This window comes from Vibrio limimangrovi, from assembly GCF_054064025.1.
This window is the reverse complement of the sequence record NZ_JBSUGF010000005.1, coordinates 308,264-334,738: the sequence shown is the minus strand read 5'-3', so window position 1 is coordinate 334,738 and position 26,475 is coordinate 308,264. Positions and strand designations below refer to the sequence as shown.

At 42.4% G+C, this 26,475-nt stretch carries 25 protein-coding genes; 15 read left to right on the top strand and 10 right to left on the bottom strand.

Translation table 11 applies throughout. The features are described 5' to 3' along the window. A partial coding sequence (locus ACWYU8_RS05900) for a hypothetical protein (protein ID WP_457517964.1) occupies positions 1-823 on the bottom strand: 823 nt, incomplete at its 3' end. Between the two features lie 406 nt (positions 824-1,229). On the opposite strand from ACWYU8_RS05900, the gene ACWYU8_RS05895 reads away from it, so the two are divergent. Next, the gene (locus ACWYU8_RS05895) at positions 1,230-2,045 is read left to right on the top strand and encodes a winged helix-turn-helix domain-containing protein (protein ID WP_457517962.1); all 816 of its coding nucleotides are present in this window, start codon (positions 1,230-1,232) and stop codon (positions 2,043-2,045) included. Next, the gene (locus ACWYU8_RS05890; protein ID WP_457517960.1) at positions 2,042-2,530 is read left to right on the top strand and encodes a hypothetical protein; all 489 of its coding nucleotides are present in this window, start codon (positions 2,042-2,044) and stop codon (positions 2,528-2,530) included. The genes ACWYU8_RS05895 and ACWYU8_RS05890 overlap by 4 nt, the downstream gene beginning before the upstream one ends. A gap of 397 nt (positions 2,531-2,927) precedes the next feature. Here the strand turns inward: ACWYU8_RS05890 and ACWYU8_RS05885 are convergent, their stop codons facing one another. The 3 genes from ACWYU8_RS05885 to ACWYU8_RS05875 form a co-directional block, all read right to left on the bottom strand. Continuing rightward, positions 2,928-3,419 carry a hypothetical protein gene (locus tag ACWYU8_RS05885; protein ID WP_457517958.1) on the bottom strand — a complete coding sequence of 164 codons (492 nt, stop codon included), beginning with the start codon at positions 3,417-3,419 and terminating at the stop codon, positions 2,928-2,930. Positions 3,420-3,639: 220 nt separating this feature from the next. Next, positions 3,640-3,765: a hypothetical protein gene (locus ACWYU8_RS05880; RefSeq protein WP_457517956.1), complete on the bottom strand. Its 126-nt coding sequence runs from the start codon at positions 3,763-3,765 to the stop codon at positions 3,640-3,642. Positions 3,766-3,775: 10 nt separating this feature from the next. Continuing rightward, positions 3,776-3,982 (bottom strand): hypothetical protein, encoded by a 207-nt coding sequence (locus tag ACWYU8_RS05875; RefSeq protein ID WP_457517954.1) that lies wholly within the window; start codon positions 3,980-3,982, stop codon positions 3,776-3,778. 387 nt (positions 3,983-4,369) lie between these two features. Between ACWYU8_RS05875 and ACWYU8_RS05870 the strand changes: the two genes are divergently transcribed. From ACWYU8_RS05870 to ACWYU8_RS05850, 5 genes are all read left to right on the top strand, one after another. After that, entirely contained in the window at positions 4,370-4,702 is a 333-nt protein-coding gene (locus ACWYU8_RS05870) for a hypothetical protein (RefSeq protein WP_457517953.1), read from the top strand. A gap of 210 nt (positions 4,703-4,912) precedes the next feature. Continuing rightward, entirely contained in the window at positions 4,913-6,508 is a 1,596-nt protein-coding gene (locus ACWYU8_RS05865) for an ABC transporter substrate-binding protein (RefSeq protein WP_457517951.1), read from the top strand. A gap of 2 nt (positions 6,509-6,510) precedes the next feature. Next, positions 6,511-7,446: an ABC transporter permease gene (locus ACWYU8_RS05860; protein ID WP_457517976.1), complete on the top strand. Its 936-nt coding sequence runs from the start codon at positions 6,511-6,513 to the stop codon at positions 7,444-7,446. Further along, positions 7,446-8,252, top strand: a complete 807-nt coding sequence (locus tag ACWYU8_RS05855) for an ABC transporter permease (RefSeq protein WP_457517949.1) — start codon at positions 7,446-7,448, stop codon at positions 8,250-8,252. The genes ACWYU8_RS05860 and ACWYU8_RS05855 overlap by 1 nt, the downstream gene beginning before the upstream one ends. Beyond that, a complete protein-coding gene (locus ACWYU8_RS05850) occupies positions 8,227-9,612 on the top strand; it encodes an ABC transporter ATP-binding protein (protein ID WP_457517947.1) in 1,386 nt (461 codons plus the stop codon). The genes ACWYU8_RS05855 and ACWYU8_RS05850 overlap by 26 nt, the downstream gene beginning before the upstream one ends. Before the next feature lie 70 nt (positions 9,613-9,682). Here ACWYU8_RS05850 and ACWYU8_RS05845 read toward each other — a convergent pair whose 3' ends face one another. Further along, positions 9,683-12,184 (bottom strand): penicillin acylase family protein, encoded by a 2,502-nt coding sequence (locus tag ACWYU8_RS05845; RefSeq protein WP_457517945.1) that lies wholly within the window; start codon positions 12,182-12,184, stop codon positions 9,683-9,685. Positions 12,185-12,401: 217 nt separating this feature from the next. Here ACWYU8_RS05845 and ACWYU8_RS05840 point away from each other — a divergent pair, with 217 nt between their 5' ends. The 8 genes from ACWYU8_RS05840 to ACWYU8_RS05805 all read left to right on the top strand — a co-directional run bounded on the left by ACWYU8_RS05840 (position 12,402) and on the right by ACWYU8_RS05805 (position 20,483). Further along, complete coding sequence (locus tag ACWYU8_RS05840; protein ID WP_457517943.1) at positions 12,402-12,599, top strand: hypothetical protein; 198 nt, start codon at positions 12,402-12,404, stop codon at positions 12,597-12,599. A 1,108-nt stretch (positions 12,600-13,707) separates the two neighbouring features. Next, positions 13,708-14,268: a hypothetical protein gene (locus tag ACWYU8_RS05835; protein WP_457517942.1), complete on the top strand. Its 561-nt coding sequence runs from the start codon at positions 13,708-13,710 to the stop codon at positions 14,266-14,268. A 242-nt stretch (positions 14,269-14,510) separates the two neighbouring features. Beyond that, positions 14,511-14,918 (top strand): hypothetical protein, encoded by a 408-nt coding sequence (locus ACWYU8_RS05830; protein WP_457517940.1) that lies wholly within the window; start codon positions 14,511-14,513, stop codon positions 14,916-14,918. Positions 14,919-15,117: 199 nt separating this feature from the next. Beyond that, positions 15,118-16,869, top strand: a complete 1,752-nt coding sequence (locus tag ACWYU8_RS05825) for a DUF3466 family protein (protein ID WP_457517938.1) — start codon at positions 15,118-15,120, stop codon at positions 16,867-16,869. Positions 16,870-17,146: 277 nt separating this feature from the next. Then, the gene (locus tag ACWYU8_RS05820; protein WP_457517937.1) at positions 17,147-17,410 is read left to right on the top strand and encodes a hypothetical protein; all 264 of its coding nucleotides are present in this window, start codon (positions 17,147-17,149) and stop codon (positions 17,408-17,410) included. Between the two features lie 183 nt (positions 17,411-17,593). Next, entirely contained in the window at positions 17,594-19,027 is a 1,434-nt protein-coding gene (locus ACWYU8_RS05815) for an ATP-binding protein (protein WP_457517935.1), read from the top strand. A 45-nt stretch (positions 19,028-19,072) separates the two neighbouring features. Next, entirely contained in the window at positions 19,073-19,747 is a 675-nt protein-coding gene (locus ACWYU8_RS05810; protein ID WP_457517934.1) for a response regulator, read from the top strand. Positions 19,748-19,922: 175 nt separating this feature from the next. Further along, a complete protein-coding gene (locus ACWYU8_RS05805) occupies positions 19,923-20,483 on the top strand; it encodes a DUF1439 domain-containing protein (protein ID WP_457517932.1) in 561 nt (186 codons plus the stop codon). A 69-nt stretch (positions 20,484-20,552) separates the two neighbouring features. Here the strand turns inward: ACWYU8_RS05805 and ACWYU8_RS05800 are convergent, their stop codons facing one another. The 5 genes from ACWYU8_RS05800 to gcvH all read right to left on the bottom strand — a co-directional run bounded on the left by ACWYU8_RS05800 (position 20,553) and on the right by gcvH (position 26,436). Beyond that, a complete protein-coding gene (locus tag ACWYU8_RS05800) occupies positions 20,553-20,981 on the bottom strand; it encodes a MarR family winged helix-turn-helix transcriptional regulator (protein ID WP_457517930.1) in 429 nt (142 codons plus the stop codon). A gap of 219 nt (positions 20,982-21,200) precedes the next feature. Continuing rightward, positions 21,201-22,340, bottom strand: a complete 1,140-nt coding sequence (locus tag ACWYU8_RS05795) for a lipase family protein (protein ID WP_457517929.1) — start codon at positions 22,338-22,340, stop codon at positions 21,201-21,203. After that, a complete protein-coding gene (locus ACWYU8_RS05790; protein WP_457517927.1) occupies positions 22,340-22,786 on the bottom strand; it encodes a DUF6795 domain-containing protein in 447 nt (148 codons plus the stop codon). Before ACWYU8_RS05790 ends, ACWYU8_RS05795 begins: the two co-directional genes overlap by 1 nt. A gap of 295 nt (positions 22,787-23,081) precedes the next feature. Then, on the bottom strand, positions 23,082-25,946 hold the full coding sequence (gcvP, locus tag ACWYU8_RS05785; RefSeq protein WP_457517926.1) for an aminomethyl-transferring glycine dehydrogenase: 2,865 nt from the start codon (positions 25,944-25,946) through the stop codon (positions 23,082-23,084). A 109-nt stretch (positions 25,947-26,055) separates the two neighbouring features. Then, positions 26,056-26,436 (bottom strand): glycine cleavage system protein GcvH, encoded by a 381-nt coding sequence (gcvH, locus tag ACWYU8_RS05780; protein WP_444494431.1) that lies wholly within the window; start codon positions 26,434-26,436, stop codon positions 26,056-26,058. Positions 26,437-26,475 lie beyond the last annotated feature (39 nt).

Below are 26,475 nucleotides of genomic sequence, written 5' to 3'. Positions count from 1 at the left end.
GTTGTACGTCTTGTACAATATCAATACGTTTAGTTGATGGCTCACCTTGGGCAATCGGTACAGGTGCTACGTAGGCTCCACCTTTTGTAGACTTCTTAGCAACTGCTGGGGCAGGTTCACCCTGAGCTTTAATCGTCGGAGTAGCTCTTGGAGTAACTACTTGTTCAGGAGTTTGTGCAACCACCTGTGGATTAGCTGTAGGAATGGCATTTGGCTCACCTTGTGGTTTCAAAGTCGGAGTAGCCATAGGCTTATCGAAGTGCTTAGGTGTTTGAGCCGTTACTTCAGGATTAGCCACTGGGATTGCATTAGGCTGACCTTGACCAATTTGGTCAGGAACAACATAAGCACTACCTTTTGTAGACTTCTTAGCAACTGCTGGTGTAGGTTCACCTTGGGCAACCTGTTTAGGTACTGCGTAGGCTTCACCTTTTACAGTTTTCTTAGTAATAGCAGGTGTTGGAGTGCCTTGAGCTATTTCAACCGGAGTTTCAGGTATCATTAATTGAGGATGTAAACCTGAAGGATTAGCCTTGTTAGGATCATGTTGGTTGCCATTAGGAGCAATTACTTTAGTACCTACTGATGTATTAGTAACAGACATCACCACACCAGAACGTTCATGTGTTACTGTAGCAGTACGTTGTATATCCTTCTTCTCAGACTTAGGAAGTATAGTATCCTGTGGTGTTTCAGTTGATACAGCAGTTGTATCCTCTGTAGGTGGAAGAACTTGATTATCACTACCACCTTCATCTCCTCCACCACAACCAGATAGGATTGCTGTAATCGCAGCTGCTACTAACAAATTTCTTTTTTTCATTTCAGTCATACCTTTGTAGAACCACCATGCAAGAAATAGCTAACGAAGTTTACTTGCCTGGTCGTTTGGGTTAATTCGTATTCTCTGAATGAAAAGTACCTAAGTGTTTAAAATTAAATGATTAATTAAATTTAATAATCGATTATGAATGTTAATTTTGGTCAAAGTGTGGATTGAACGCCGGTTATTTCAGATTCGTCATTGTGCCAAAGTCATCTGGTGAGAGGGTTTGTTATGTAGTAGCGTTAATTCTAGTGGTGTTGAATTAAATTATGCAGTAGCGGGATTTCTGATAGCGTCCGGTATCGTTAGAGTGAAATATGTGAAGTAAGTTGTATACTTGTCAGGTTTGTTTTTATTTTCTGGTTTATAACTATATGAAATGTATAAGAGAGATGAGACTGATATGGATAACGATATCAAGGTAAGTTGTGGCGAAGAAGGAGGAAGCTACTTCATTACTGTCGATGACGTCAGATATAAATGTTCGTATGCTGAATCAGCGATTCTGAATAAGCTGTTGCAGAACAAAGGTAATTTTTACTCCAAAGAGGAATTGGCGACAGTTGGTTGGCCTGGAAAATTGGTGTCAAAAAACTCTGTTCCTGTTTCTATGGCTAACCTTAGGAAGATCTTTAAGAATCATACGAAATTAGACGTTATCACGAATGAAAAGAATAAGGGCTATGTCATAATCGTCGATAAAGTCAAACTAACAGAAACAACCATAACCGAAATACAACATGAACAACCTTCCGTACCTAACGTTAATATTGCTCCTCCGGCACTAATAGATAGTGTTAATAAATCAAAGCTAAGTAACATTAAACCTTTTATATCAAAAGGTTTGGCGTATCCACTTCTTGTTGTAAACATTGCTTTTCTTTTATTCGTGCTTTTCTACAACGAACGTGATTTAGAGCCTTTCCAGGTAAATGTAATAAAGAGTGATAACTATATTGCTGTTTCTACGAACGATAGCAATTTTCTGACACGATTAAACAAAGATAAGATTCATCAAGAAGCTGAGCACGATAATTTTACCAGCATTGAGAACGATCTGATGATGGCAAAACAAGAAAGTAAAAATATCCTTTTTATCAATTCATTGGGTGATAGAGTAGTGATCGATTGCCTTGTCGAAGATAAGTTAGTTTCCTATTCCGGAGACGATATTGACGCGATAATCAGTGAGCTGAACGAAAAAGGATGTGAGATATGAAGTACTTTAAATGGTTCAATGCACTTTGTTTTATCATCCTGATTATCTATGTGATCTATCCTCATGATGAAAACGTATCCCCTGTTGATGGTTACTTTAAAAGAAATGAAGTTATTATCACTAAGGGAGAAGACCGAATCGCGCTTGAAACTAACGCAGATTTTCTTGCGAAAGAAAAAAAGTATACGTCGATTGTCACTGTGACTGATGTGGACAAAGTGGAACAATACAGCACGTTCTCTATAGATGGTGATATGTATAGTAAAAATGGTCTTATTATATCTAAGACAAATAAAGTAGAAGAAACCGATCAGATCAATAAGGAGGTTGTCTTTACTGCATCTTCATCACCTATCGTCAGTCAAATTCAAAAGTCATTTTTAGGTATTGATATATACAAAGAGCGACGGTATCAATACATACTCATCAACGACTTTTTTTGCTACTACGATATCGATAAACACATAGCGCGTTGTATGGAGTAAGCTTTCTTCACTGTAATAACAGTAATTGGGATAAGTGATATGGTGGTTGGTATCCGTTGTTTGTCGACGAATGTATTAATCATACTCTTGCGCTTGTACAGGAGTGACGTAAGCGCCTCATAACCCCCAAATTCTAATCAATATCGGTACGTTCTAAGATCAAATCTCGCAACCTCAAGGAGATCTGAAATGGCAAAACGGCGTACCGACCAATAATGGCAAACCCTGTTCAAGAAATACGAATCCAGTCAAATATCTCAGCGTGTTTGCTGCGAGAGCCTGTCCTGTGGGCGTCTTGGGTGACAACTCTGGCTACCTGAAAAGTGATGGGTACGATGCTTATGGCGGATTAACGAAAGTCACCAATGCAGCTGCTTCGCTCACAATTTATTTATGCTTAGTTTCGTTTTTGTTTATCTTCAATTTCTTCAAGTAACTGACTTAGTTGCCAGCATGTGTAACCAACTTCATCCAGCTTGTACTTCATGTAGAATCCACCTAATTGCTCATCGGTAGTATTCTCGAATGTTTTATTCGCATCAAGCATGTATTGTATAACTTCTTCCGTAGCTTCTGCTTTACTCATTCCAAAGTTCGACATATTGATGTTCACCGCAGCTTGGAGAGAACTCACCGCAGTCTCACTGAAATTTTCTGCAACTTCAGTCTCTCCAGCAATCCCAGCTCGCTTACTGATAAGATTGGCTACAATACTGCAATTAGCTAGGGCATATACCATAGCAAAAGCAGATGAATCCTCAGGTGGCACGGTATCCGTTTGGTTGTTTGCAACTGGTAATGTTTGGGTAGTAGATTTTGTCGATTGACAGCCAGCTAACGAACTCGTTACAAAAACTGTTGCTAGTGTGAGTGTTATTAGTTTCTTCATTATGATTACTCATGTTTTATTTGTGGATCGATTGTTATCAATGCTTCTATTTCTGCCAGAATCCAATCTAATTACTTGCGTTTGTTACGCGTACGATGTTCAGCACATTTAGCTGCTTGGTTAGAAGTCACAGTGCCTTGTGGATTAGCGGCAAAGACTGTGTATGAACCGTTGTAGTTACCACCTTTCATAGTTAGTTACCTTGCTTAGATAGTTGTTTTCAGTGCTTTGATATGAGCATCAATGATAGCGCGTCTAACTTCTTGGTTACGTAGCATGTTAAGTGGTAACCGATAACAAAGAAGACAACGAAACCTACCGCGATGATTACGATAGCAGTTAGCATTATTAACTCCTTAAAAGTTATGTGTGATTGGACAGAGTTGCGTTGCACCTATGTATAGCTCTCTGCGTGAGCCTAGTACGTTGTAGATACAGACTCTATCAAAGCCATCTACATAAGATGTCTTGAGATAACCTTGCGCGGCATGAGCCGCACCTGACAGTAAGATAGTTAGCAAGATAATGACTGGTAGTACGATTGATGTGATTGATAGTTTCATGGTGCTATTCCTCTAGGTTGGTAGAAAAGAATTTTCCGTTTATCCAACCTTTAAATCCTCTAATTAAAATTAATAATCGAGTCAGAATAAGGAATTATCACTTTGTACAGCCTGAGTTTGTTGTGTAATGCTTTGAATACTGGGGGAGAGGGATTGCAGTGGCCTAGTGATATTGTCCACCTGATTAGAAGCGTTAAGATGCTCCTGATAGCATGACAGTTAAACTATGACCAACCAAGCGTACCAGACGTTAATACATCAAAAGCTAATTTAGCAAAGTTACTAACTCAGAAAATGTCTAGCGTTACATCTTAAAAATAAACTAGCCGCTCAATAAATAAACGAATGAACGGTGATCACAAACAAAGCGCTTTGATTTGAATCAAATTGTTATATTATAACGTTCAAGTTTGTTTCATTGTCTGTATCGTGTATTACTTCCATCATCTTAAGCTAAAGAAATTGCTGCTCCTTGCGATGCTCTTGATCCCTCTGGGATTGAGTGCGATTTCGCTTGCGCATGCGATGGAGATGGATCAAAACGTTCACGAACATCATAGCTGTGAAGTTTATGAAGCAATTTGTCACGCTTTAAGCTCGCAATCGACGATGGCCTCGCACTCTGATAAAGCGCAATGCTATCAGAGATTCGATATCCTGTTTACGACACTGGTTTCTTCAGAGCTTCCTCGAACTCGCTCTCCACCTCAACTCGTCTAACTCCCTCTCCGTTAGGAGAACCCATCATTTTTCATATTTTTACCCAAATAGCCTCTAAATCTTTGGTTTAGCGAGGTTGCGTCGGCTTGTGCTTGTAAAACGGATTTCAAGCAATATGGGCAAGAGCTTAAGCCGGACAAAGAGAGAGACTGGCTCGATGCAACCCGTTATTTGGGGAAATAGCGTTTTAAAAATACGTTAGGGATTGTTATGACCGAAATTTCTTATGCTTCTGTCGCAAGAACGAAGAAGCTTATTCGTGGCCTGGGCTTGGCTACCTTACTTGCAGCAGGTGCTGCTATCGCATTCATCAGTAATCAAGAGACTTCACCGGAGCAAGTTACGCCAAACAAGAACAATACATTATCTATTAGTGGCCCTTGGGAGATCTCCAGTTTAGATCCTTCGAAACAGGGATATATGTTGATCCGAATGCAGGTAATAGAAACGCTGCTTAATGTTAGTGAGAACGGAGTAATCACCTCTGGGCTCGCGACCAAATGGCAAAGCAGCGAAGATGGTTTATTGTGGAAGTTTTCACTTCGCGACAACGTAACTTTTCATGATGGTTCTAAATTGGATGCAGCAGCGGTCGTTCGCAGCCTTGCTTTTGCTCAACGCAAACACGGCGCACTCAACAAGGCAGATATACGCAGTATTTCCGCGATTAGTGACAATGAGATTCTAATCGAATTGAGTAAACCTTACGCTGCATTTGCCTCTTTATTGACCAACTATGCCAACGCTATTTTGTCGCCGGAATCTTATGAACCTAGCGGTACAGTAAAAACACTTTATGGCACGGGACCATACCAAATGGAGAGCTTCGCACCTCCTCACAAGTTTACGGTTAAGAAGTTTGAAGGTTACTGGGGTGATGAAGCAAAAATCAACTTTGCCACTTACTTAACGGGCCACCGTTCAGAAAGTCGATTGCTACAGGCGAAGTCTGGTGAAGCCGATATTGTCTTTAACCTTGAACCATCAATGTTAGATCAGCTAAAAAGTGGTAGTGAGGTTAAAGTTCACAGTGATCTGATCCCAAGAACCATGTTTGTAAAAGTGAATGCTGGTCACCCGTATCTGAATGACGCGAGAGCCAGACAGGCATTGAGCATGGCAATTGATCGTGCGTCGATAGCAAAAAATGTACTAGGTGTGGCGGGCTCAGAAACTTCCCAGCTTATGCCAAACTCAATGTCTCAATGGTTTATTGCAGGTGTTAAAGACATTGATTTTAATCTAGAACAGGCGAATGCAATATTAACTGATCTCGGCTGGAAGCGTGGTGAAACTGGCGTTCTGGAGCGTGATGGGGTGCCATTCAAACTTACGATGATGACGTACGCGGATCGTCCGGAACTCACTACGGTTGCGACGGCGATTCAGGCACAATGGGCAAAGCTTGGCGTTGAACTCAAAGTTGATGTAACAAACTCAAGCATGATTCCTGCAAGTCACCAAGACGGCTCTCTACAATTGGCGTTGATTGCTCGCAACTTTGGTATTAACGCCGATCCTCTGCCTATCATCAGTTCTGATTTTGCCAATGGTGGTGGTGACTGGGGGACGATGAACTGGAATAACGTTATCGTTGATGATGCGATAGCGGAGCTTCTTCATAGTCAGGATAAAGAACGTGCTTTTGAACTTAGCCAACAAGTCGCGAAAGAGATTTATCAGGACACTCCGGTCATTGCGATATCGAGTTACAGCCAACATACGTCAGTGAATGAACGCGTTAAAAACTTCAAGTTTGATCCGTTTGAGCGTAACTATTTCATCTATCAGATGGAAATCAACTGATGCTGTGGGGTCTTCTAAAAAAGCGCTTTTACCAACTCGTTTTGGTGGCCTGGGGAGTAGGTACACTCACATTTGTACTTATGCGCAGCTTACCGGGAGATATAGCATATCGAATTGCAGCGAGTCGTTATGGTCAGGATAACGTAGATTCCGCAGCGGCTGAGCTGGTTCGCCAGGAACTCAATTTGGATCAAGGATGGTTCAGTAGTTATGTAAGCTGGCTGGTTGATCTGCTGCAACTCAATTTAGGTCATTCGCTTGTGAGTGGTTTGCCTGTCAGTGAAGCCGTTGTGCATCAGCTAGGCCACTCTTTGCTTCTGGCTGGATTTGGTATCGCTCTATCGGTTTTGCTTGCGCTCCCACTTGGAGTCTGGTCTGCAAAGAAGGGTGGGTTGGTCAACTCTCTCGCTGTGTGGTTTTCGACTTTTACGCGAGCAATGCCAGTGTTTGTACTTGGGTTATTAATGATCCTCATTTTTGCAATAAGCTGGAAATGGCTACCCGTTGCGGGGTTCGGTACCTGGCAACATTTGGTGTTGCCAGGTCTTACATTAGCCATCAGCTTAGCCGCAGTGTCGAACCGTGTTGTTCATAGCAGCGTCAGAAACGTTTTGAGATCTCCGTTCTACACGTTTTCGCGAGTCAAAGGCTTGAGTGAAAGACAAACTTTCTTTCGCCATGGCATAAGAAACATGGCAGTGCCCATTGTGGCATTTGTCGGCATTCAGTTAGTCAGTGTGATTGAAGGCATTGTGATGATTGAATCTCTTTTCTCATGGCCGGGTGTTGGCCATGGTCTCGCACACGCGATTTTTGCCCGTGACATTCCCGTTATTCAAGGGTGCGCGCTCACGATGGGTATTCTATTTGTGCTCCTCAATAGCATTATTGATGTGCTGTGCTATTGGATTGATCCAAGAGGTCAGCAAGAGAAATGATGAAACAATTTAGATTAAATCAAAAGCTCGGATTACTAATCTTACTGGGCTTGTTTAGTTTTTCACTTTTTGTCGGGTGGCTGTCTCCTTACTCTATTGATGAGCAAAATCTTGCTATTCGATTATTGCCGCCAAACGGTGAGCACTGGTTTGGTACCGATCATTTTGGTCGAGATATGATGACGCGTCTTGCTAGCGCCATTGGCCTGTCATTTACCTTGAGTGTGTTGTGTGTCATCAGCTCTTCGACGTTAGGCGTTACCCTTGGCGTTTGTTCTGCATGGGCAGGAGGGCGTGTTGAGCAGGGGCTCGATGTTGTCGTTAATATCCTATTAGCGCTGCCTGGACTTGTTTTAGTTCTGCTGTTGTCCGCTATTGCACCGGGATCGTTTTTGGTTATGTATCTGGCGATTTCATTGGTTCAGTGGGTTGAATACTACCGGGTTAGCCGTGCTATCACACGTACCGTCATCAATAGCCCTGAGCGACAAGTATCCGTGATGATGGGATTCGGCAAATGGTATCAGTTCAAACGACATATCTGGCCGGCAATTTCTTCTTCTGTCTTTACTATGTCGGCCTTTGGCGGAGCAAATGCCATTTTGATGATGGCTTCTCTCGGATTTGTTTCGGTGGGTATACAGCCACCACTAGCAGAGCTTGGCCTGATGAGTGTCGAACTGTTCCCGTTCTATGTTGATGCGCCTTGGGTCTTAGCTCAACCACTACTGGTCGTAGCGTTGTTGGTATTGGGCTTTCATTTATTAGCAGGAGCGAGCCGTGAATCTCTTAATTCAACTGACTGATTTGTCGATCAACGCAAAAGAAGTCGAACTTCTGCAGCCTTTGTCTCTTAAGCTTTACCAAGACAAACCTGTCACCATTCTTGGCCAGACAGGATCGGGTAAAAGCTTATTAGCTCAGGCAGTAATAGGTCTTCTGCCAAGTGCACTCACACAAAACGGAACAGTGGAAGTCTTCGGTAAAAGCCATAATAAACGCTCTCTGATAAAACTTTGGGGAAGAAAAATTACCATGCTTCCTCAGGAGCCCTGGCGCGCGCTTGATCCACTCATGCCCGCATACAAACAGGTGGCTGAGGTTTATGAGTGCGTTCACGGATTAGACGAAGAGTCTGCTTTTAACCGAGCAATCGATGATCTAGATAAGATTGGACTTAAAAGCAGTGCTTATAAACGTCCGGGACAGCTTTCAGGCGGTATGGCTCAGCGCTTAGCCGTATCAGCGGCGACATCGGCAGGAGCTATGCTTATTTTGGCAGATGAGCCGACAAAAGGTCTCGACGTAAGCCGCCGGGACGACATCATTCGTTTGCTGTTGGAAAGTGCTCAGGGTGGCGGCTTGCTGACTATCACTCACGATATTGAAGTTGCGCGCCAAATAGGTGGTGACATCATTGTGATGAAAGAAGGTGTTGTTGTTGAGCAGGGATCGGCGGACCAAGTGTTGAATCACCCTCAGCACGCCTATACGCAAGCTTTGATTGCCGCCGATCCAAAACACTGGGTTGCAAGGGCAAAGTACTTGAGTGAGCCGACGCCCGTGTTAAACGTTGAGAATCTTGCCATAGGACGAAACCGTAAAGCTTTATCACGAGAGATTAACTTTACGATACATACGGGTGAAGTGATTGGTGTTGTTGGTGACAGTGGCTGTGGTAAGAGCACGCTGGGGGATACATTACTTGGTTTATTACCACCCGTTGAGGGGAAAGTTGCCAAGCTGTCTCCGAATACAAAGCCGTATCAATGGTTGAAGCTATTTCAAGATCCTCCGGCTGCGTTTACTTCTAGTGTGACGCTTGGTGTGCTATTGGATGATTTGGTCAAGCTGCATAAGATAGATAGGGACAAAATCACGCCATTAATGAAAAAGCTAAAGCTCGTTCCCGAGTTGTTAGAGAGAAAAAGTACTGAAGTCTCTGGCGGAGAACTGCAGCGCTTTGCCATTCTCAGGGCTTTATTATTGGATCCGGTGTTTTTGTTCGCAGATGAGCCAACATCAAGGCTCGACCCAATTATTGCTCAAGAGGTGACCGACTTGTTGGTTGATCTGGCAAAAGAGCAGGGCTGCGCCTTGTTACTCGTCAGTCATGATCCAAACCTGATTGAAAAGTGCTGTGATACCGTTATTCGCTTAAGTTAAGCTTGGGAATATAAAAAACGCCTTTGATTGATTAAATCAAAGGCGTTGTTAAAGTGTCGTACTTCTTCGATTAATTTAACTCAATTTTACGAATTGTATTGGCTTCAATGTCCTCATTTGTATAGAGCACGTTTCGCCACTCTAACTCACTATAAAGTTGAGTCTGGTCGTCAAAGAAATCTGACTCTGGGTCATGGGACTGACTGTAGCTCAAAAACATTTGCGCATTTGGACCCGTTTCATTGAACTCCAGTGCAAAAACAAAGCTGGAACCGTAATTGATGCGATAGCGTGCAGTCGAACCACTTCCGTCTTCATCTAAATCCGTCAGTGGGGAGTCGCTACGAGGCGCACCAACTACGACGGTTGCTAACTCAGAGGTCGAACGGGAAGGCACACTACTTTCAGCCATATTAAACACGCCTTCGTAACTGTTTCCTCCGGTAATAGGAACCGCAGTTTTGCCTTGCGCTTTAATCACGTATTGGATTGACCCTAGTGGCGCATCTAACGCAATGCCAGCGTCTGATAAGCGTTTAGTGGCTGTGGCTAATGCCTGAAGAATCGGGTCATTGTCCACATCATTTGTGTCTATCGCTTTTAAACCTGAAGGGGTTGTTGAAGGCGTTAGTGGGTTAAAAGGTACTTCAAACAATTCGTCGTTTAGCGATCGATGTCCTGACACAATGAAACTTGCTAAAAACTCTCTCATGACTTGCGCGCCAGTACTTTGCAAATTATACGTGCCATCCCAAACGCTAAGTGAGTTACATGCTGGGGTGAGATTAAATGGTTGACCATCTACCTGAATACTTGGGTAGAGTGTACATCTCGAAACTAACTCGTTACGGAATTCGCTGGAAAATAGTGAGCCATTATGAGTCGCTACGGATTTAAGCTCTTCTAAAGAGAATCGACCGTCTGCACCAGATAAGCCAGTTCCTGAATCATCACTAATGAGCTGAGCATTGTAGCGAGTACGAGGGCTGCGGATAGTTTGGTCTGGGCCATACATCAAACTGAATCCTTCTAACGGCGCATCCAGATTACTTAGCCAATAGCTGCTGTTAGCGTTGTATTCGTAATCCGTTCTGGTTTGTTGAGGAGCATTGGCGAATGGAACTAATCCCGGAGCACCGGCATTACCACTATCTACCCACTCATAAACCGAGCTGTTTCCGGGTAAAAGAACGTTGCCGGAGCCATCTTGCCAAATAGGTGCCAATTGAGGGCTCTGTGATGCGAGCGCCCAATAGCCCTCAGCTGTCGGACTTAACTGAGGAACTTGGGTTCCATCGATGTAAGACGCGGTACCATCGTCGGTTATCATCAATGTATTAACCCATGGAATTCCCTGATTGTTAGCAAAAGCATCAAAGAACTCTTGTTTTGATTTCGCTTTTCCCATGGCCAACCATTGAGACAACATACGTGTATTGGCTGAGTTTGCATCGCGGTAAGTAATCGCACTAGAACTCGTCCACCCTAATGCAGGTGAGATCGACGCCAAATTAACAATCGGCCCAAAGTGACTGTAATAAACGGTATGAGGGACCTCGACTAAGGAACCATCAGCTTGCTTCACTGTAACATTGAATGTTTTGGACGTGATGTCTCTGTATTCGCCATCATAGCTGTAACGGAGCGGATCTTGTGGGTGAAGATCAAGTTGGTATAGAGTAAATCGCTTGGATTGTGAAACCGTATGCGTCCACCCCAAGTTCTGATTAAATCCGATAACAACGGCAGGCAAACCAATCATCCCAACGCCAGTCACGTCCATTTCGCCAGGGATCGTCAGATGCTGTTCATAAAAGCGTAACTCGCCATCCCAGGGGAAATGAGGATTTCCAAGTAGGGCAGATTTAGCGTTCTCCACTTTATCTTCTCCCAAAGCCCAGCCGTTACTTCCGATACCCTCTGAAGTGAATACTGTCTTCGCGTCCAGCTGTAGATTAAAGTTCGTGTTAATCTGCGTGCTGGCCTGTGCGGTTACTGGCGGTGTCGCCGCTGCTATGGCTGATATGAAGTTTCGGGAACTGGCTAAAGCGGCTATATCAAGTTGATAGGCGAGCAAATCCTGAGGGGTAATTGGTGTCACCCATTCAGCGTCACGGCAGGGAGAAGGGTAGTTACTTGGATCTGAGCGCTCACTGAGTAATTGGTTAAACCCTTTTGCGTATCCTTCTAGCAACGCCTTTTCATCGGCAGGAATATCGGTGTAAAGAGTATTTGCTTGTTCTGGATAACCTAGTGCTAAGTAACCCGCATCGGATAAAAAGTTTGAATAGTTTTCACCAACACCCAAATAGCGGGATTTCTGAGATTTTAACTTCATCAATTGCTCGGAAAGCGTGCAGAGATTCTCTTCAGCTTGTGCGTAGCCAATTCCATATCCTAAGCCAGCATAGCTATCTGCCTTAATGTGAGGAACGTTATGATCCGTGTAAGTAATGGTTGCCTCATACGAGTTCTTTGAAGAACTGTCGTCGTTACAGGCTGATAATATCAACAGGCTCACGATCCCCAGTGTGGCCTTATTCAGTTTTGAAACTCTACATTTGTGACTCATTTATGCTCCATTCATAAATTAGTATAACAACTCTATAACATTATAGAGTCATCAAGAGCTGTCAATTCTCCTTAAAGAGATTCATGATGGAACGCAAGGTTCTAAAAGTTAATCTTAATTTCCTTGAACGTATTTGGATTATCACTCCCGTCTATCTTAGAGACGATTTAGCGCTTTATTGTCACTCAGCGCTCTTCCCATTCTAAGTTGATGCGCCTTGGGTTTAACTCAGCCATTGCTGGTCGTAGCGTTGTTCGCAGATGAGCCAACATCAAGGCCCGACCCAATTATTGCTCAAGAAGTGACAGACCTGTTGGTTGGCCTAGCAAAGCCGCAGGGATGCGCATTGTTACTCGTCAGTCATGATTCAAACCTGATTGAAAAGTGCTGTGATACCGTCCTTCGCTTAAGTTAAGCATTGGCATACAGAAGCAAAATCGCCTTTGTATGCATAGTCAAAGGCGTTTTGTGATGTTAACTAGCAGTTCGGATGATAAATAGAATCATCAAAGTTATTTCATACAACGTACTATTTATTTGTGTAAATGGTAATAACAAAAGAAATTATCGACCTTTATTGGTTGGTAGAACCTTTCATTGAAGACGTTAACACCAAGCAAAGATTTTTGAACCTGGCTAACAATAGAAGATGAAGAAGCAAAAAAATAACAGGCTTATTGACGGAATCTATTTCCTCAACTTTGTTAGTTTTAGAGATCAGAAAGCAATTCTTACTATACATATCACCATCGATAGAGAATGAATTGTATTTATTTTCGGTATCTACGTCAATGATATTAATAATTGATGTGTGCTTATTTTCATCAGAGAAAACATCAATATTAGTGGTCAACTCTATTTTTATTCACCTTTAGTCATAATGATCCCTGTTCTCTTGTAATCATCATCGACAGGTTGTTTATCTTTGGTATTACTGGTAAAAAACAAAGAGAAGAGAGTGATGAAAACGACGATGTTTACATTCTTTAAATATTTAATATCTCACTTGCTTCTAAGTTTTTCTACTTCAGTTAACAAAAATAATACTATAAAAACCGTAAATTATCCTGAGTGAAACTGGTAGTGATAGGCTTCGTTTCATATATTTTATAGGTGGTTATTTAGCCTGAGTGTATTTCCTCAGTGTACGCTGCCCAACAAGATTCAACCAAGCTGATACCTGTCAAAACGAACATAGCCTGAATGTGATTATTGGTCTTGTTCCATGCCTAATGCTAAACCTACTTCGTCAAATTTTCTAGATTATTAATTATTTACATTTACTTAAGTTATTGAAATATATGAACATTAGTATTATTAATTTTAATTAATCCACTAATTTTTACCTATAGATAAAGTAGCAACTGTTGATTGAAGCATCGTTCAACACCAAACGAACTGTAGATATTGTCGTTATAGATAAATTAAATGTAAGTGAAATTGTTTGATTTCTCTTTTTTTATTTATGGTTAATGACCAATTTATAATTTTGATAAAATCATTCTTACAATGGAAATATAGTAATGAAAAAATTTGTTATAGCAGCGATAGTTACTGCTGTATTAGCAGGCTGTAATGCCAAAGATGCGGAAGATGCACTTTCGACCGGATTGAATAGTTCAGAAGCTAGAGATGCAGCCGATGATATTTTAGAGGCGACGAGTATATTAGTGGATGACATTTTAAATAAATGTAATGTTTCTTCTAATTTGAGTGACTGTGCTATGAATTATTCTCCGGAGTCTCTTGGCGATTTTGAAGATAATGATGCGGATTTAAAGATTACGACTAAAAATAGTGTGATAACGATCTATTCAGATGATTCAGGTAAATATTTTCAATTTAAGCCAGAAAATTTACGTATCTCTTACTCTAGTGGAGGAAGCTTAGAGCATGCTCTTAAAATTGATATAAGTAATTATCCGGATATTACAGTGGATTTTGATGCTCATATAATAAATAACGATGGTAACTTTGGAACAAGCGCAACAAAGTTAGAATATATAATAAATGGGAAGGGTTTTCTTAGTGGTACTGTCGAGGTGTCTGAAGATGAGTTCACCTGTACCTTTAATGAATGCTAATTATCTAGAAATAAATAACTGGGAGATAGTAGTCTCCCAAGTTATTCCTTATATATAAAGTCACTTTATATATAAAATGGGTTGCTACGAGTAGAAGGATATAAGTAACACCACATACGGATATGATTATTTATTACTGTCTAATGAGAAGGTTTTTAATGAAGACTATCCTGAATATACTCGTTCTTATGTTTGTGGCGATACAATTTTCTAATAATGCATATGCTGATTCAACGATATTTATGAAGAGTAATGTTATTGCTGGGGCCATAAATGGTCGGCGTGGTGACGGCGAAGGACTACCTAAATATGATGCTTCTACTCGTTACAATAATGTTCAGCAAAGTACAAATGAGACAATGCGAGAGTTCTCTTTTGCAACGAAACGAGCTAAAAAAAAGCGCTTAAAAAGCTTTCATGATTTTGCTCTCGATATCGCGATAACTCACCTTCGTGCGTACGGTACGAACTACATGTCTGATTCTGAAATAGAGGTGCTTTTTATTGAACGCCCAGATGTTCTTAGTTCGGTTGCTTCAGAGCAAGTCACACTTTCGGAATATCAGGTAGCGTTGTACAAATGCCATGACCAATGGATCCGAAGTGACAAATACAAGCGTGGCTACATCGAGTACATTAATGCGCTGTGAGTAAGTGTCGCTATCAATCTGCTTACTTATCCTTTTTTACTCCTTAATTCCCTCACATTGACTGGTTATGTTGGTTTGCAATACGTAACAAACAAGACGTCATCACGGAGGTCAATGTGATGATGTTTAAGTTTAATTAAGGGTGTTTCAAACGAACATGCTGATTAAATTTACCCCAAATTGGTAAGTTAAATTAAATATGAAAGCGGTAAAAATCTCTTGTATTAGTTATTTTTTGTTAACGGCTGCCCAATCTCAGGCTGCCTTATATCAGGTGATAGAAGTGACGCCTGATACAAGTTATAGCTACGGCAGTGCTTATGGCGTTGCGATACAACCAGCTACAGTCACAGGTGAAAGTGATAACTGTTTTGAGTCATCTTATGTTGAAGGGGACGGGATCTCTTGTTCCGCCTTTACACTGGCGGGAGAAACCCGATTAAGTGAATCAAGCGAAGGCAAGGCCGTCGATGGTTTGAGTTATCGTGAAGAAACGCCATTTGGCATCGATAACCGCTTTATGTATGTTCAAGATCAAGATGATTTTGAAAATTACTGTGACGCCCAGTTATTGTACGGAACCTGTGAATCTTGGGCAGCACTGCACTGGGAGCAATGGAGTGATGAGATAAATGGCAGCACTGATCCAAACTCAATAGCGTTTCTTGGTGAATCTGATACCGGCACTGCGTATGACGAAAGCTATAACATTGTGATCAACTCACTGACGTCCGACGCTCAACCCGTAGGGATTTTGCATGGGTTAGGGGATGTGACAAGTTATCTAAGAAACTATACCCAAGCCCTTGATGATGCCAATCCAATTACAGATTCTTACCTACAGTCGAGAGCCTGGAAAACCGATGGTGAGTACACCATAGGCAGCGTATCGACAAGTGCATCGAATGACTATGGTGATTTCTATTCTTCTAAAGCGGCAATATGGAGCTCGTCTCAGGGTTCATTAGTCGAACTAGGCTGGGGAAGTTCGGTTTCTGATACCGCTGTCTATAACGACAGAACGGCGCAAGGAAGCCTGAGAGATTTTGTTATCGTCGACAATAAGCTTTACAGCGTTGGCTATAACACCTATCTCCATGACTCTTACTACTTTATGGAAGCGACGGTCTTTTCTGTTGATTTAGAGAGTGATGTTTTTGACGCTGATAACTGGGAAACTAAGAAAGTGTCTGGTGCAGAGGTAGAAAGTGATGACGACTACATTTACAGCAATACACTTTTAACTGGCGTAAACAGCAATCTGGTAGCAATCGGTGAAGCAAAACGTTCCGGCAGTTACCCATACGAAAATGCCGCATCAAATAGAATGTATGTTATCGATGATATATCAGAGAATTCCCTATCGGCGGACTACTTAAGTGATGGTATCTTCTTCGACGGTGTTGGCGGCAAAGTTCGTTCTATAAACAACTTTAATGAAATTGTTGGTCAAGTAGATGCTGAAAATACCAACGAAAGTAGTGGTAAGCCAAGGAGAAAACGCGGGTTTATCTATCCATACGATGGAACTGGTACGAGCGAGACACGTCGTTCAAGATTCAGTGATCAGGCTTGGTGGTTGGATGATTTGACCAATGGTGGCGATTATTCGGAAGCTAATAACCAGTATCGAATTATTGATGCATCAGGGATCAATGATGCAGGTGTGATTTCCGCTACTGCGTTGAAATGTGAATCCGGCTATGACGACACCAGTCACTTTGCGACATGTGGTAATGAAGAAGAGGACGAACAGGTTGTCGCCGTTAAGCTAGTGCCTATCGTTGGTGCTACCTCTGACGATATTGAGGAACGAAATGATGAAGAAGACGAGACGACCACAAGCCGTTCAGGTGCAAGCTTAAACTATTTCTTATTGTTTACTTTAAATGTTCTGTTCGGACTTCGAATCTTCTCAAGAAGGCAGGTTCGAAGAAATAAAGACCAGTAAACATAGAACCGTCTTGTTGCCCCGGCTAAATAATTAGTTTGTTTAAACTATAGACTTTAGCCATTTAAAGCGAACTCATAACATGGGTTCGCTCTTTTTCATTTTTCTAATCTATTTGCACATTCTTACCGATTCGTTGAGCTGTGCTGACTATTGCTAAAACCTACCAATCCTACCTTTCTCCATAATCTGCTCACATTGTTTCGTTACATTGAGGGTCGGTTAAAGAGGGCAGTCGTGCGTATAAATCGCGAGACTGTTTTAATGGAGAAAAGAGATGAAAAAAATTGTATTAGTCGCAACCACATTAATGTTGGCATTCAGTTCTATGTCCGTATTCGCAGATGATCGACCTGCTCCACCACCTAATGGTGATCGACCAGAACCACCTTCATTTAGTGATATTGATACAAACGGCGATGGTGTGTTGACTAAAGACGAGTTGAAAGGCCCTTTCCTTCAAGACTTCGATAAACTTGATGTCGATGGTAGTGGCTCACTGACTGAAGATGAACTACCACAACCACCTGAGCCTCGATAAACACAAATAGTCCATTTGATCTAAGAACGGCTAAGGGGGAATTCAGTCTGTGAGGTTAAAGACACTTGCTTATACAGAAAAATTAAAGCAGCATCACTTTAATTCAGTCCTGGTGAAAGAACGCTAAGCGCTGTAATTCTCCCGTTTGTTAGAAACGTTATCATTGTATCCTATAGGTCTTCCGTGCGTATTTCTCTGTTTCAAAAGCTGTTTTCTGCGTTATTACTTAGTAGTGCTCTTGTTATCGTGATCATGGCGCTGCAAATTAATGCGAGCTTTAAAGATGGCTTCCAACAGTATTTGAATCAAGAAGAAATCGCCAAAGTTCGTTTATTGTCTGAAAGAGCAAGTCAATATTATTCCCAGTCAAAAGACTGGTCGCGATATGAAGACTCTCCACACTGGTGGGAAGATTTTCTGATGCTGTCTGGAGAAATGCCTCCTCCCAGAGACGACATGCTTCCGCCAAATGAAAGAAAACCCTCGTGGCGCGGAAAACCACTTAAAGAGCCGATTATGATGCCGCTGAGTGGAAGGTTGAACCTATTAGATGTGAACGGAAATGTATTGTTCGGCCACGCAGAAAACCTCGACGTGAAAGAAGGGATGCATTTGCATAAAGTGGAGATTCTTTTTGAAGGTGACGTGATCGGCTATCTTTCTATTTTGCAGAGCGATTCATTTAATAATCATTTAGCCGATCAGTTCTTAAAATCGCAAACAAAGAACCTGTTGATCATCAGTGTTGCGGCAATTTGCGTGAGCTTGCTCTTTGCTCTTGTCTTTGTGCGTTACTTGTTGACGCCGTTACGAGCACTTCACCAAGGTGCGAATGCGGTACGTGATGGAAACCTCGATTATCAGATTGAGTATGACAGTAATGATGAAATCGCCGATGTGACCCAGGCCTTTAACCATTTGGTTGAATCCTTGAAATATCAGGAGGAGATGCGCGAACGGTGGCTGTCGGATATTTCGCATGAGTTACGAACACCATTAGCCGTGCTTAGAGGGGAGCTCGAAGCGCTTCAAGATGGTATTCGGCGTCCTGAGCCTGCTTATATTCAATCCTTACATCAACAAGTGTTAACGCTTGCTCAGTTGGTGGAGGATTTACGCGCTTCTGCAAAAGCAGACATCAAGTTGCATCTGAAAAAAGAGATCGTGAATGTACGGAATGGGGTTGAAAATGTTCTGGTCAGTCATTTAAACCGCTTTGAAAAAAAATCGCTGAACTTGAATGTTGATTTTGATATCGACCCGAATGCGACGGTGTATGTGGACAGGCAGAAACTGAGTCAGGTGCTGAATAACTTATTGGAGAACAGCTTCCGATACACAGACGAAGGTGGAAAAGTTAACGTCTATTTAGAGCAGGAGCAAAACTCAGTGCTACTCTCCATAGAAGATAGCTCACCAGGCGTGCCGAATGATGCGTTACCAAAGCTTTGCGACCGATTATACCGGGTCGATCAGTCCCGGAGTCGAGCTTTTGGTGGTTCGGGACTGGGACTGTCAATTTGTAATAACATCATCCAAGCTCATAAGGGTGAGCTGAAACTGGAGCATTCTGAGTTGGGTGGTTTGAAAGTTTCTGTTCGTTTGCCCATCGAATAGGGCACAAGCTTCAGTTACGAGTAATTAGGATAAGTAAAAAAAGCCATGATATTAATTGTCGAAGATGAGCCGTCACTGGCAAACGTTGTTTCGGATTATTTGATCCACAATGGTTTTGAAACCCATATTATCGGCGATGGTAATGATGTGATTGATTGGGTTAAGAACAATAACCCAGAACTGATTTTGCTGGATTTGATGCTACCAAACCGGAGCGGATTAAGTCTCTATCGGGAACTCAGAACCTTCAGTGATATTCCTACCATTATGGCGACTGCGAAGGTTGAAGAAATCGACCGATTATTAGGTCTGGAACTGGGAGCTGATGATTACGTTTGTAAGCCATACAGCCCACGAGAATTGGTTGTGCGTGTGCGAAACATTCTACGCAGATACAACTCGACCAATAAACCAGTGACCGAAAATGAGAGCGCTCCGGTTCTGATCGATCAAAGCCAGATGAAAGTATGGGTAGATGGTGAGTTGGTCACGCTTACATCAGTGGAGTTTAAGTTGCTGACTCATTTTCATAAACACGAGGGGCAAGTATTCAGTCGTGAGCAGTTGATGAATAAGATCTACAGTGATGAAAGAGTTGTTACGGATCGAACCATCGACACTCATATAAAAAATCTACGCAAAAAGATCTTTGCCGCTAACGCGGATTATGACTGGATAAAAGCCGTGTATGGCGTGGGTTATCGTTTCGAGATGGAATAAGCCAAACTCAATTGTTGCTTAGACCATGCCAGTACAGTTTATTCGTAATTCTCGTTCGTTAGGCTATCGTCAGCATTTGGTGAAATCATATTGCTTTAGTGGGGTTAGACTATTGCTATCTGACTCATGCGTATAGAATCGTTTTTGTATGCAATGAATAAGTAAGAGCTAGCAATTGAAGACAAAAATTAAAGCAAAAATCTTTGCCGTTTCTGCCGCAGCGTTGCTGATTAATGGCTGCGCTAGCTACAGCATCACTGAGCGGGATATGAATCAATATCTCCAAGATAAAGCGACCATTAACCAATCCGTCGGGGTTGAAAATGTCATGTATGCACAAGTTTCCGTTGATGATCTTGAAGTAAAAATTGGCCGTGTTAATGATGACCGTATATCGGTGTTTGCTAATACAACGGCGAATGTACAGTTTTTTACTCAACGCACTCTAGGGTTGGATCTCGATCTGGAATTTAGCGCTATTCCTAGGTATGACCAAAAGACCGGTGAAGTGTTTCTGCAGTCGCTGCGTTTGGAAAGGTTTGAAGATAAAAGTAATTTGCTGACACCGGAAATCACCAACTTAATTAAACCTGCTGTTTCGATGATCGGTTACGCTCTATCAAATCAACCTGTTTATAAGCTTGAAAGTGATAAAGTTCAGTCAATTCTGCTGAAGTCGACGAATCCAATCTTAGTTATCAAAAACAACAAATTAGTGATTGAGCTCTTCAACTAACCGACCTCTCATTCGTGATCCGCTGCTGACTTAGCTGCTCAGTCACAGCGGATGCTATAGCAACAACTTCTATTCGCTTCGGCGTAAATTATTGTCTAATTCGAGACACAATACTCGTAACGCTTCAATGCTCTCTGCCGACATGCTCGAGCGTGACTCAAGCTTTGCGGTCAACTCTTGAGCATCTTCCTGCAACTGACTGCCTTTTGGTGTCAACGAGATGACTTTCTTACGTTCATCCAAATCGGAGACTTTCCGAGTAAGTAAGTTTTTTAATTCCAATCGCTTAACAATAGGCGTCAGCGTACCTGAATCTAAATGGGTATCTTGAGAAAGTTCTTTCAGACTAACGTCGCTTTTGCACCAAAGCGAGTGCATCACAATGTACTGTGGGTAGGTTAGATCGTATTCGTCAAGCAGTGGTCGAAACGCACGCACCAGCGAATTGGTCGCGGTGTACAAAGCAAAACACACGTTATCTGATAATTTCTTGGCCATTAGTGAATCCAGTTTTAAACAAGACGACAATGTTAACAAATTTTATGCCATTTAAAAAACATTGCGCGCAAAATAATTTTAAGCAAAATCGGTGGGTTTGTTGAGTAAGTGGGGCAGTGGATTTAACGTGTTAAGTTAGCAGTAAAGGTGGGCAAAAGCTCACCTTTTTGTATGAATGTCGCCAAGCATTGAGGTTCTGGATCATGGAGAAAGGACGGACTAAGAGGAAATAGCTAGCCTAACTGCTCGATATAGTCTTGCTACGGTAATATTGAACACCCATTTTATAAATTTGTATGAAAGGTCGGTAATTTCATTGACGACTTTTCCGGCAAAAACGAGCATATGACCAAGTAAGCCTTTGGTTTGCTCCGCCAACTTCTTCGAAGATTTGCATACTTTTTCCAATGCTCTAGCTATGAGATCGTAGAAGCTCATACCTGCTATCGCTATGCCTTGTGCTGTGATCAAAGATCCATACCCGGCATCTTTTAGCAATGTAATAATGGCCGAGGCTATCTTGTCGGACCAACGTTGGCTAAAGGTGACTTGATTACGGTTATGGAAGCGAAAACGTTCAGGGCGGCTTAACGTTTTGAATGACACTTTATTTAAGTGGCTCCAGCTGTCAGACTTTAAAGTTTTGAAGTAACCTATGTCTGAATGCAATTTATGCGTTTTAAAGTTGATGCCAATAGAATTGTCCAACCTGTACTCGGGCTTGTCTATGGGCGCATGCGTAAAAGGCCATAGTGGCACCATAGGAACAGGATCAGAACCGTTAGTGCAACGAAAGATCTTTACATTTGAATGAGAGGATTTGATTGCATAAGGTCTTAAACCCACTCTTGGAGATCCAAATGTATAGAGAAATACTTGAATTTTATATGTGGCCCGAAGCCAATCTGCACAAATTGAGGCAATAGCTCCGCCTAAGCTATGGCCGACACAATGAATAACTTTTATTCTTCCAATTGATTTTGACATATAGCTTGATAGCTGGCTTTTCACGCTATTTAATACATTTACGAAGCCAGCATGTGCTAGTGAACCATTTGGGCTACCTTTCAAATCTACATGAAAATCAGTTAGGACATCAGCTGCATAGCCAAAGTTAGTGCCACGAAAAGCTAAAACTAAACTGCTTTCATGTTTACTCTTTGGTTTCCCTTCAGCTGCTAACACAAACTTTGATTTACGACCTTTGAAACTTACTCCAGTTTCGGCATCGAAGTAGGTCTGAGGAAAATCGAATAGATTATTTAGCCTGGGTACCGGTTTAAAAAATCTAGATTTGAACTCAGTTTCATATGCTTGGTCAGCAAAATCAAGCGCACATTTTGGAGAAAGTGAGTTCATTAATAAAGCCCTTTATATTCTAGGTCGTTTAAATTACATATACTGTATACCGCACTCTCAATAGAGTTATTTGTTCCATAATTTATAGAATATACTTTAAGCGGAGAGTTTATATCGCATCGGAGCGTATTTAGATTTTCGGAGATTTTCTCTAGCGGAGATAGTGAGAAGATAACTGAGTGCCAAATTTTTTTATCTTCACCGTCAATATTTGTACATATATAAGTAATAACTCGTTGCTCGTCCAATGGGTGTAGAGGCTTTCTGGTTTCATATTCATGAGCTGAAAAATGAAAGTATCCGTTTGGATCGGTGACAGTTGTTTCCTCATACATCTGACCATAAGCGATCCCTCGCTCTACTGTCACACCACTAAGAGGCTTATCGCCATCCATCAATCGCCCGTTTATTTCCGGGCACAAATGTACCAGTCTTTTCTTAAACATATTTATCGAGTCCGCTTTAGCTAGTATAGGAAAAGTCAAAATAGAAATGAGGACGTGAATTAATAGTATTATTTTCACCAAGGCCTCTTGATTCACAACTCATGTCACCTAAATTACTATGTGGATTTTTTAATGAAAATACTCAATAAGATTGAAGGATTAATAGCTAGTATAAGCTCGAAAAATTAAGAAATTGATAAGTTTATAGATTGTTATTTTATTAAGCGCCATCGAAAAAAGGCGAACCAATTTGGTTCGCCTTTGAATTTTGTTTCGTGCTTAGCTTTATACGAAATTAGTCTTCGTAATTATCGATGCTTGGGCACGAGCAGATTAGGTTACGGTCGCCGTAAACGTTATCTACGCGGTTTACTGTTGGCCAGTATTTCCAAATCTTAGTTGCTTTCGATGGGAAACAGCCAAGTTCACGAGAGTATGGGCGATCCCATTCTGCTGCTGCAAGATCCACTTGAGTGTGCGGTGCGTTTACCAGAGGGTTGTTCTCTAGTGGCCATTCACCGTTTTTCACTTTCGACATCTCTTCACGGATTGAGATCATCGCATCGCAGAAACGGTTTAGTTCTTCTAAATCTTCTGATTCAGTAGGTTCAACCATTAGCGTGCCAGCAACAGGGAATGACATAGTCGGAGCGTGGAAACCGTAGTCCATTAGACGCTTCGCGATGTCTTCTTCGCTGATGCCTGTCTCTTCTTTAAGCGGACGAATATCAATAATACATTCGTGTGCTACGCGGCCGTTTTTACCACGGTACAGAATCGGGTAGTGCGGACGCAGACGCTCCATCACGTAGTTAGCGTTAAGGATTGCAACTTTTGTTGCTTCTTGCAGGCCAGCTTCACCCATCATCGCGATGTAAGCCCATGAGATAGGCAGGATAGATGCGCTACCCATATCCGCTGCAGAAACTGCGAAGTCTTTGCCTTCAACACCGTTCTCGATGTGACCCGGTAGGAACGGAGCCAGGTGAGATTTAACACCGATAGGACCCATACCTGGACCGCCACCACCGTGTGGGATACAGAAGGTTTTGTGTAAGTTCAGGTGAGATACGTCAGAACCAATGAAACCTGGAGACGTTAGGGCAACCTGTGCGTTCATGTTAGCGCCGTCCAGGTAAACCTGACCACCAGCTGCGTGAACCATTTCACATACTTCTTTCACTTGCTCTTCGTATACGCCGTGCGTAGAAGGGTAAGTGATCATGATGCTTGATAGGTTATCTTTGTGCTTCTCGATCTTATCAGCAAGATCACCCATGTCGATGTTACCGTCTTCATCACACTTAACGACAACCACTTTCATTGACACCATTGACGCTGTCGCAGGGTTAGTACCGTGCGCAGAGCTTGGGATCAAACATACGTTGCGGTGACCTTCGCCACGGCTGTCGTGGTAGCGTTGAATCGCGATAAGACCAGCGTACTCACCAGATGCGCCAGAGTTCGGCTGTAGTGAGAACTCATCGTAACCAGTGATTTCACATAGCTTCTCTTTTAGATCTTTCGCTAACGCTGCGTAACCAGCAGCTTGCTCCAGAGGAGCGAACGGGTGAATAGAACCAAACTCAGGCCACGTCACCGGAATCATTTCTGCGGCTGCGTTCAGTTTCATCGTACAGCTACCCAGTGGGATCATACCGTGAGTCAGCGAGAAATCTTTGTTCTCTAGCTGTTTCAGGTAACGCATCATTTGCGTTTCGCTGTGGTGCGTGTTGAATACTGGGTGAGTCAGGAACTTAGAAGTACGGCGTAGCGCCTCTGGAATTGAAGCAAACTCGTTACTTGCGATTTCTGAAGACAGCGCGTTAACGTCTTGTTGTACGCCAAATACTGCGAATAGTGCTTCGATATCATCAATGGTGGTTGTTTCGTCGAAGCTGATACCTAGTTTGCCATTTAGCTTACGTAGGTTGATGTCTGCAGCTTGTGCTTTTGCATAAAGCTCTTCAGTTTTACCTTCAGTGTTGATTGTGATGGTATCGAAGAAGCTATTGTGAGCAAGCTCGTAGCCAGACTTAGTCAGACCAGCAGCCAGAATAGCAGTCATGTGGTGAGTACGACGAGCGATAGTGCGTAGGCCTTCTGCACCGTGGAATACAGCGTAGAAAGACGCCATGTTTGCTAGCAGTGCTTGCGCAGTACAGATGTTCGATGTCGCTTTTTCACGGCGGATGTGTTGCTCACGAGTCTGCATTGCCATGCGTAGTGCCTGGTTGCCGTTTACATCAATAGAAACACCGATTACACGACCTGGCATTGTACGTTTGTGCGCATCACGAGTTGCCATGAATGCTGCGTGTGGACCGCCGTAGCCCATAGGTACGCCGAAGCGCTGAGCAGAACCGATAACAACATCAGCACCCATCTCACCTGCTGGTTTAAGCAGAGTTGAAGCAAGTAGGTCAGTTGCAACCGTCACTACTGTTTTGTTTGCTTGTGCTTTTGCGATGATGTCTGTTAGATCACGAACTTCACCAGTTGTACCTGGATATTGAACTAGAGCACCAAATACGTCTTGTTGTGGTAGTGATTCAAGTGAACCAACTAGAACTTCAAAGCCGATGTACTTCGCACGAGTTTTTACAACTTCTAATGTTTGTGGGTGAACATCGTCAGCCACGAAGAATACGTTACTTTTGCTCTTACCCGCACGCTTACATAGCGTCATCGCTTCTGCTGCTGCAGTTGCTTCATCAAGTAGAGAAGCGTTCGCGATTTCCATACCAGTCAGGTCCATAACCATTTGCTGGTAGTTTAGTAGCGATTCAAGACGACCTTGAGAAATCTCTGGCTGGTAAGGTGTGTATGCTGTGTACCAACCTGGGTTTTCTAGTACGTTACGTAGAATAACATTTGGCGTGAAGGTGTTGTAGTAACCCTGACCGATGAATGTACGTTTGATTTGGTTTTGATCTGCAAATTTGCGCATCGCGACAAGCATGTCTGCTTCGCTTTTCGCTTCTGCTAGCGCTAGCGGTTTTTCCAGACGAATTTGTGCAGGAACCGTTTCTTTGATCAGTGCGTCAAGGTTAGCAACGTTGATCGCTTCCAACATTTTTTGTTGGTCAGATTTATTTGGGCCGTTGTGGCGAGCAACGAACTCATTTTGTGTGCTGAGGCTTTGAAGTAATTCAGTCATTGTCCTTTACCTACTCCATAGTTCGGGTAACGTATCGGGTCGCTACTAAGGTCCGAACATTGAAAAAAAGCTGCCTTCCGGGCGGGGGCAGCTTTGCAAATCTTCCTAATTACTCTTCTTCAATTGAGTTTAGGTATTCTTCTGCGTCTTTCAGATTGTCTAGTTCTGATGGGTCAGACATCTTAACTTTAACGATCCAGCCGCCTTCGTATGGTTCTTCGTTGATTAGCTCTGGGCTATCTTCAAGGTCTTCGTTGATTTCTACGATTTCACCGCTGATTGGTGCATAGATATCTGAAGCCGCTTTTACAGACTCAACTAGAGAGAAGCTATCGCCAGCTTCAATTTCGTCTTCCACTTCTGGTAGGTCAACGAATACTACGTCACCTAGCATTTCTTGTGCGTGCTCAGAAATACCGATAGTTACTGTGCCATCGCCATTATCGCGTACCCACTCGTGGCTATCTGCAAACTTCAATGTGTTGTCCATTGCTTAATCTCCAAAAAATAACTGCGTTTAATTTAAATT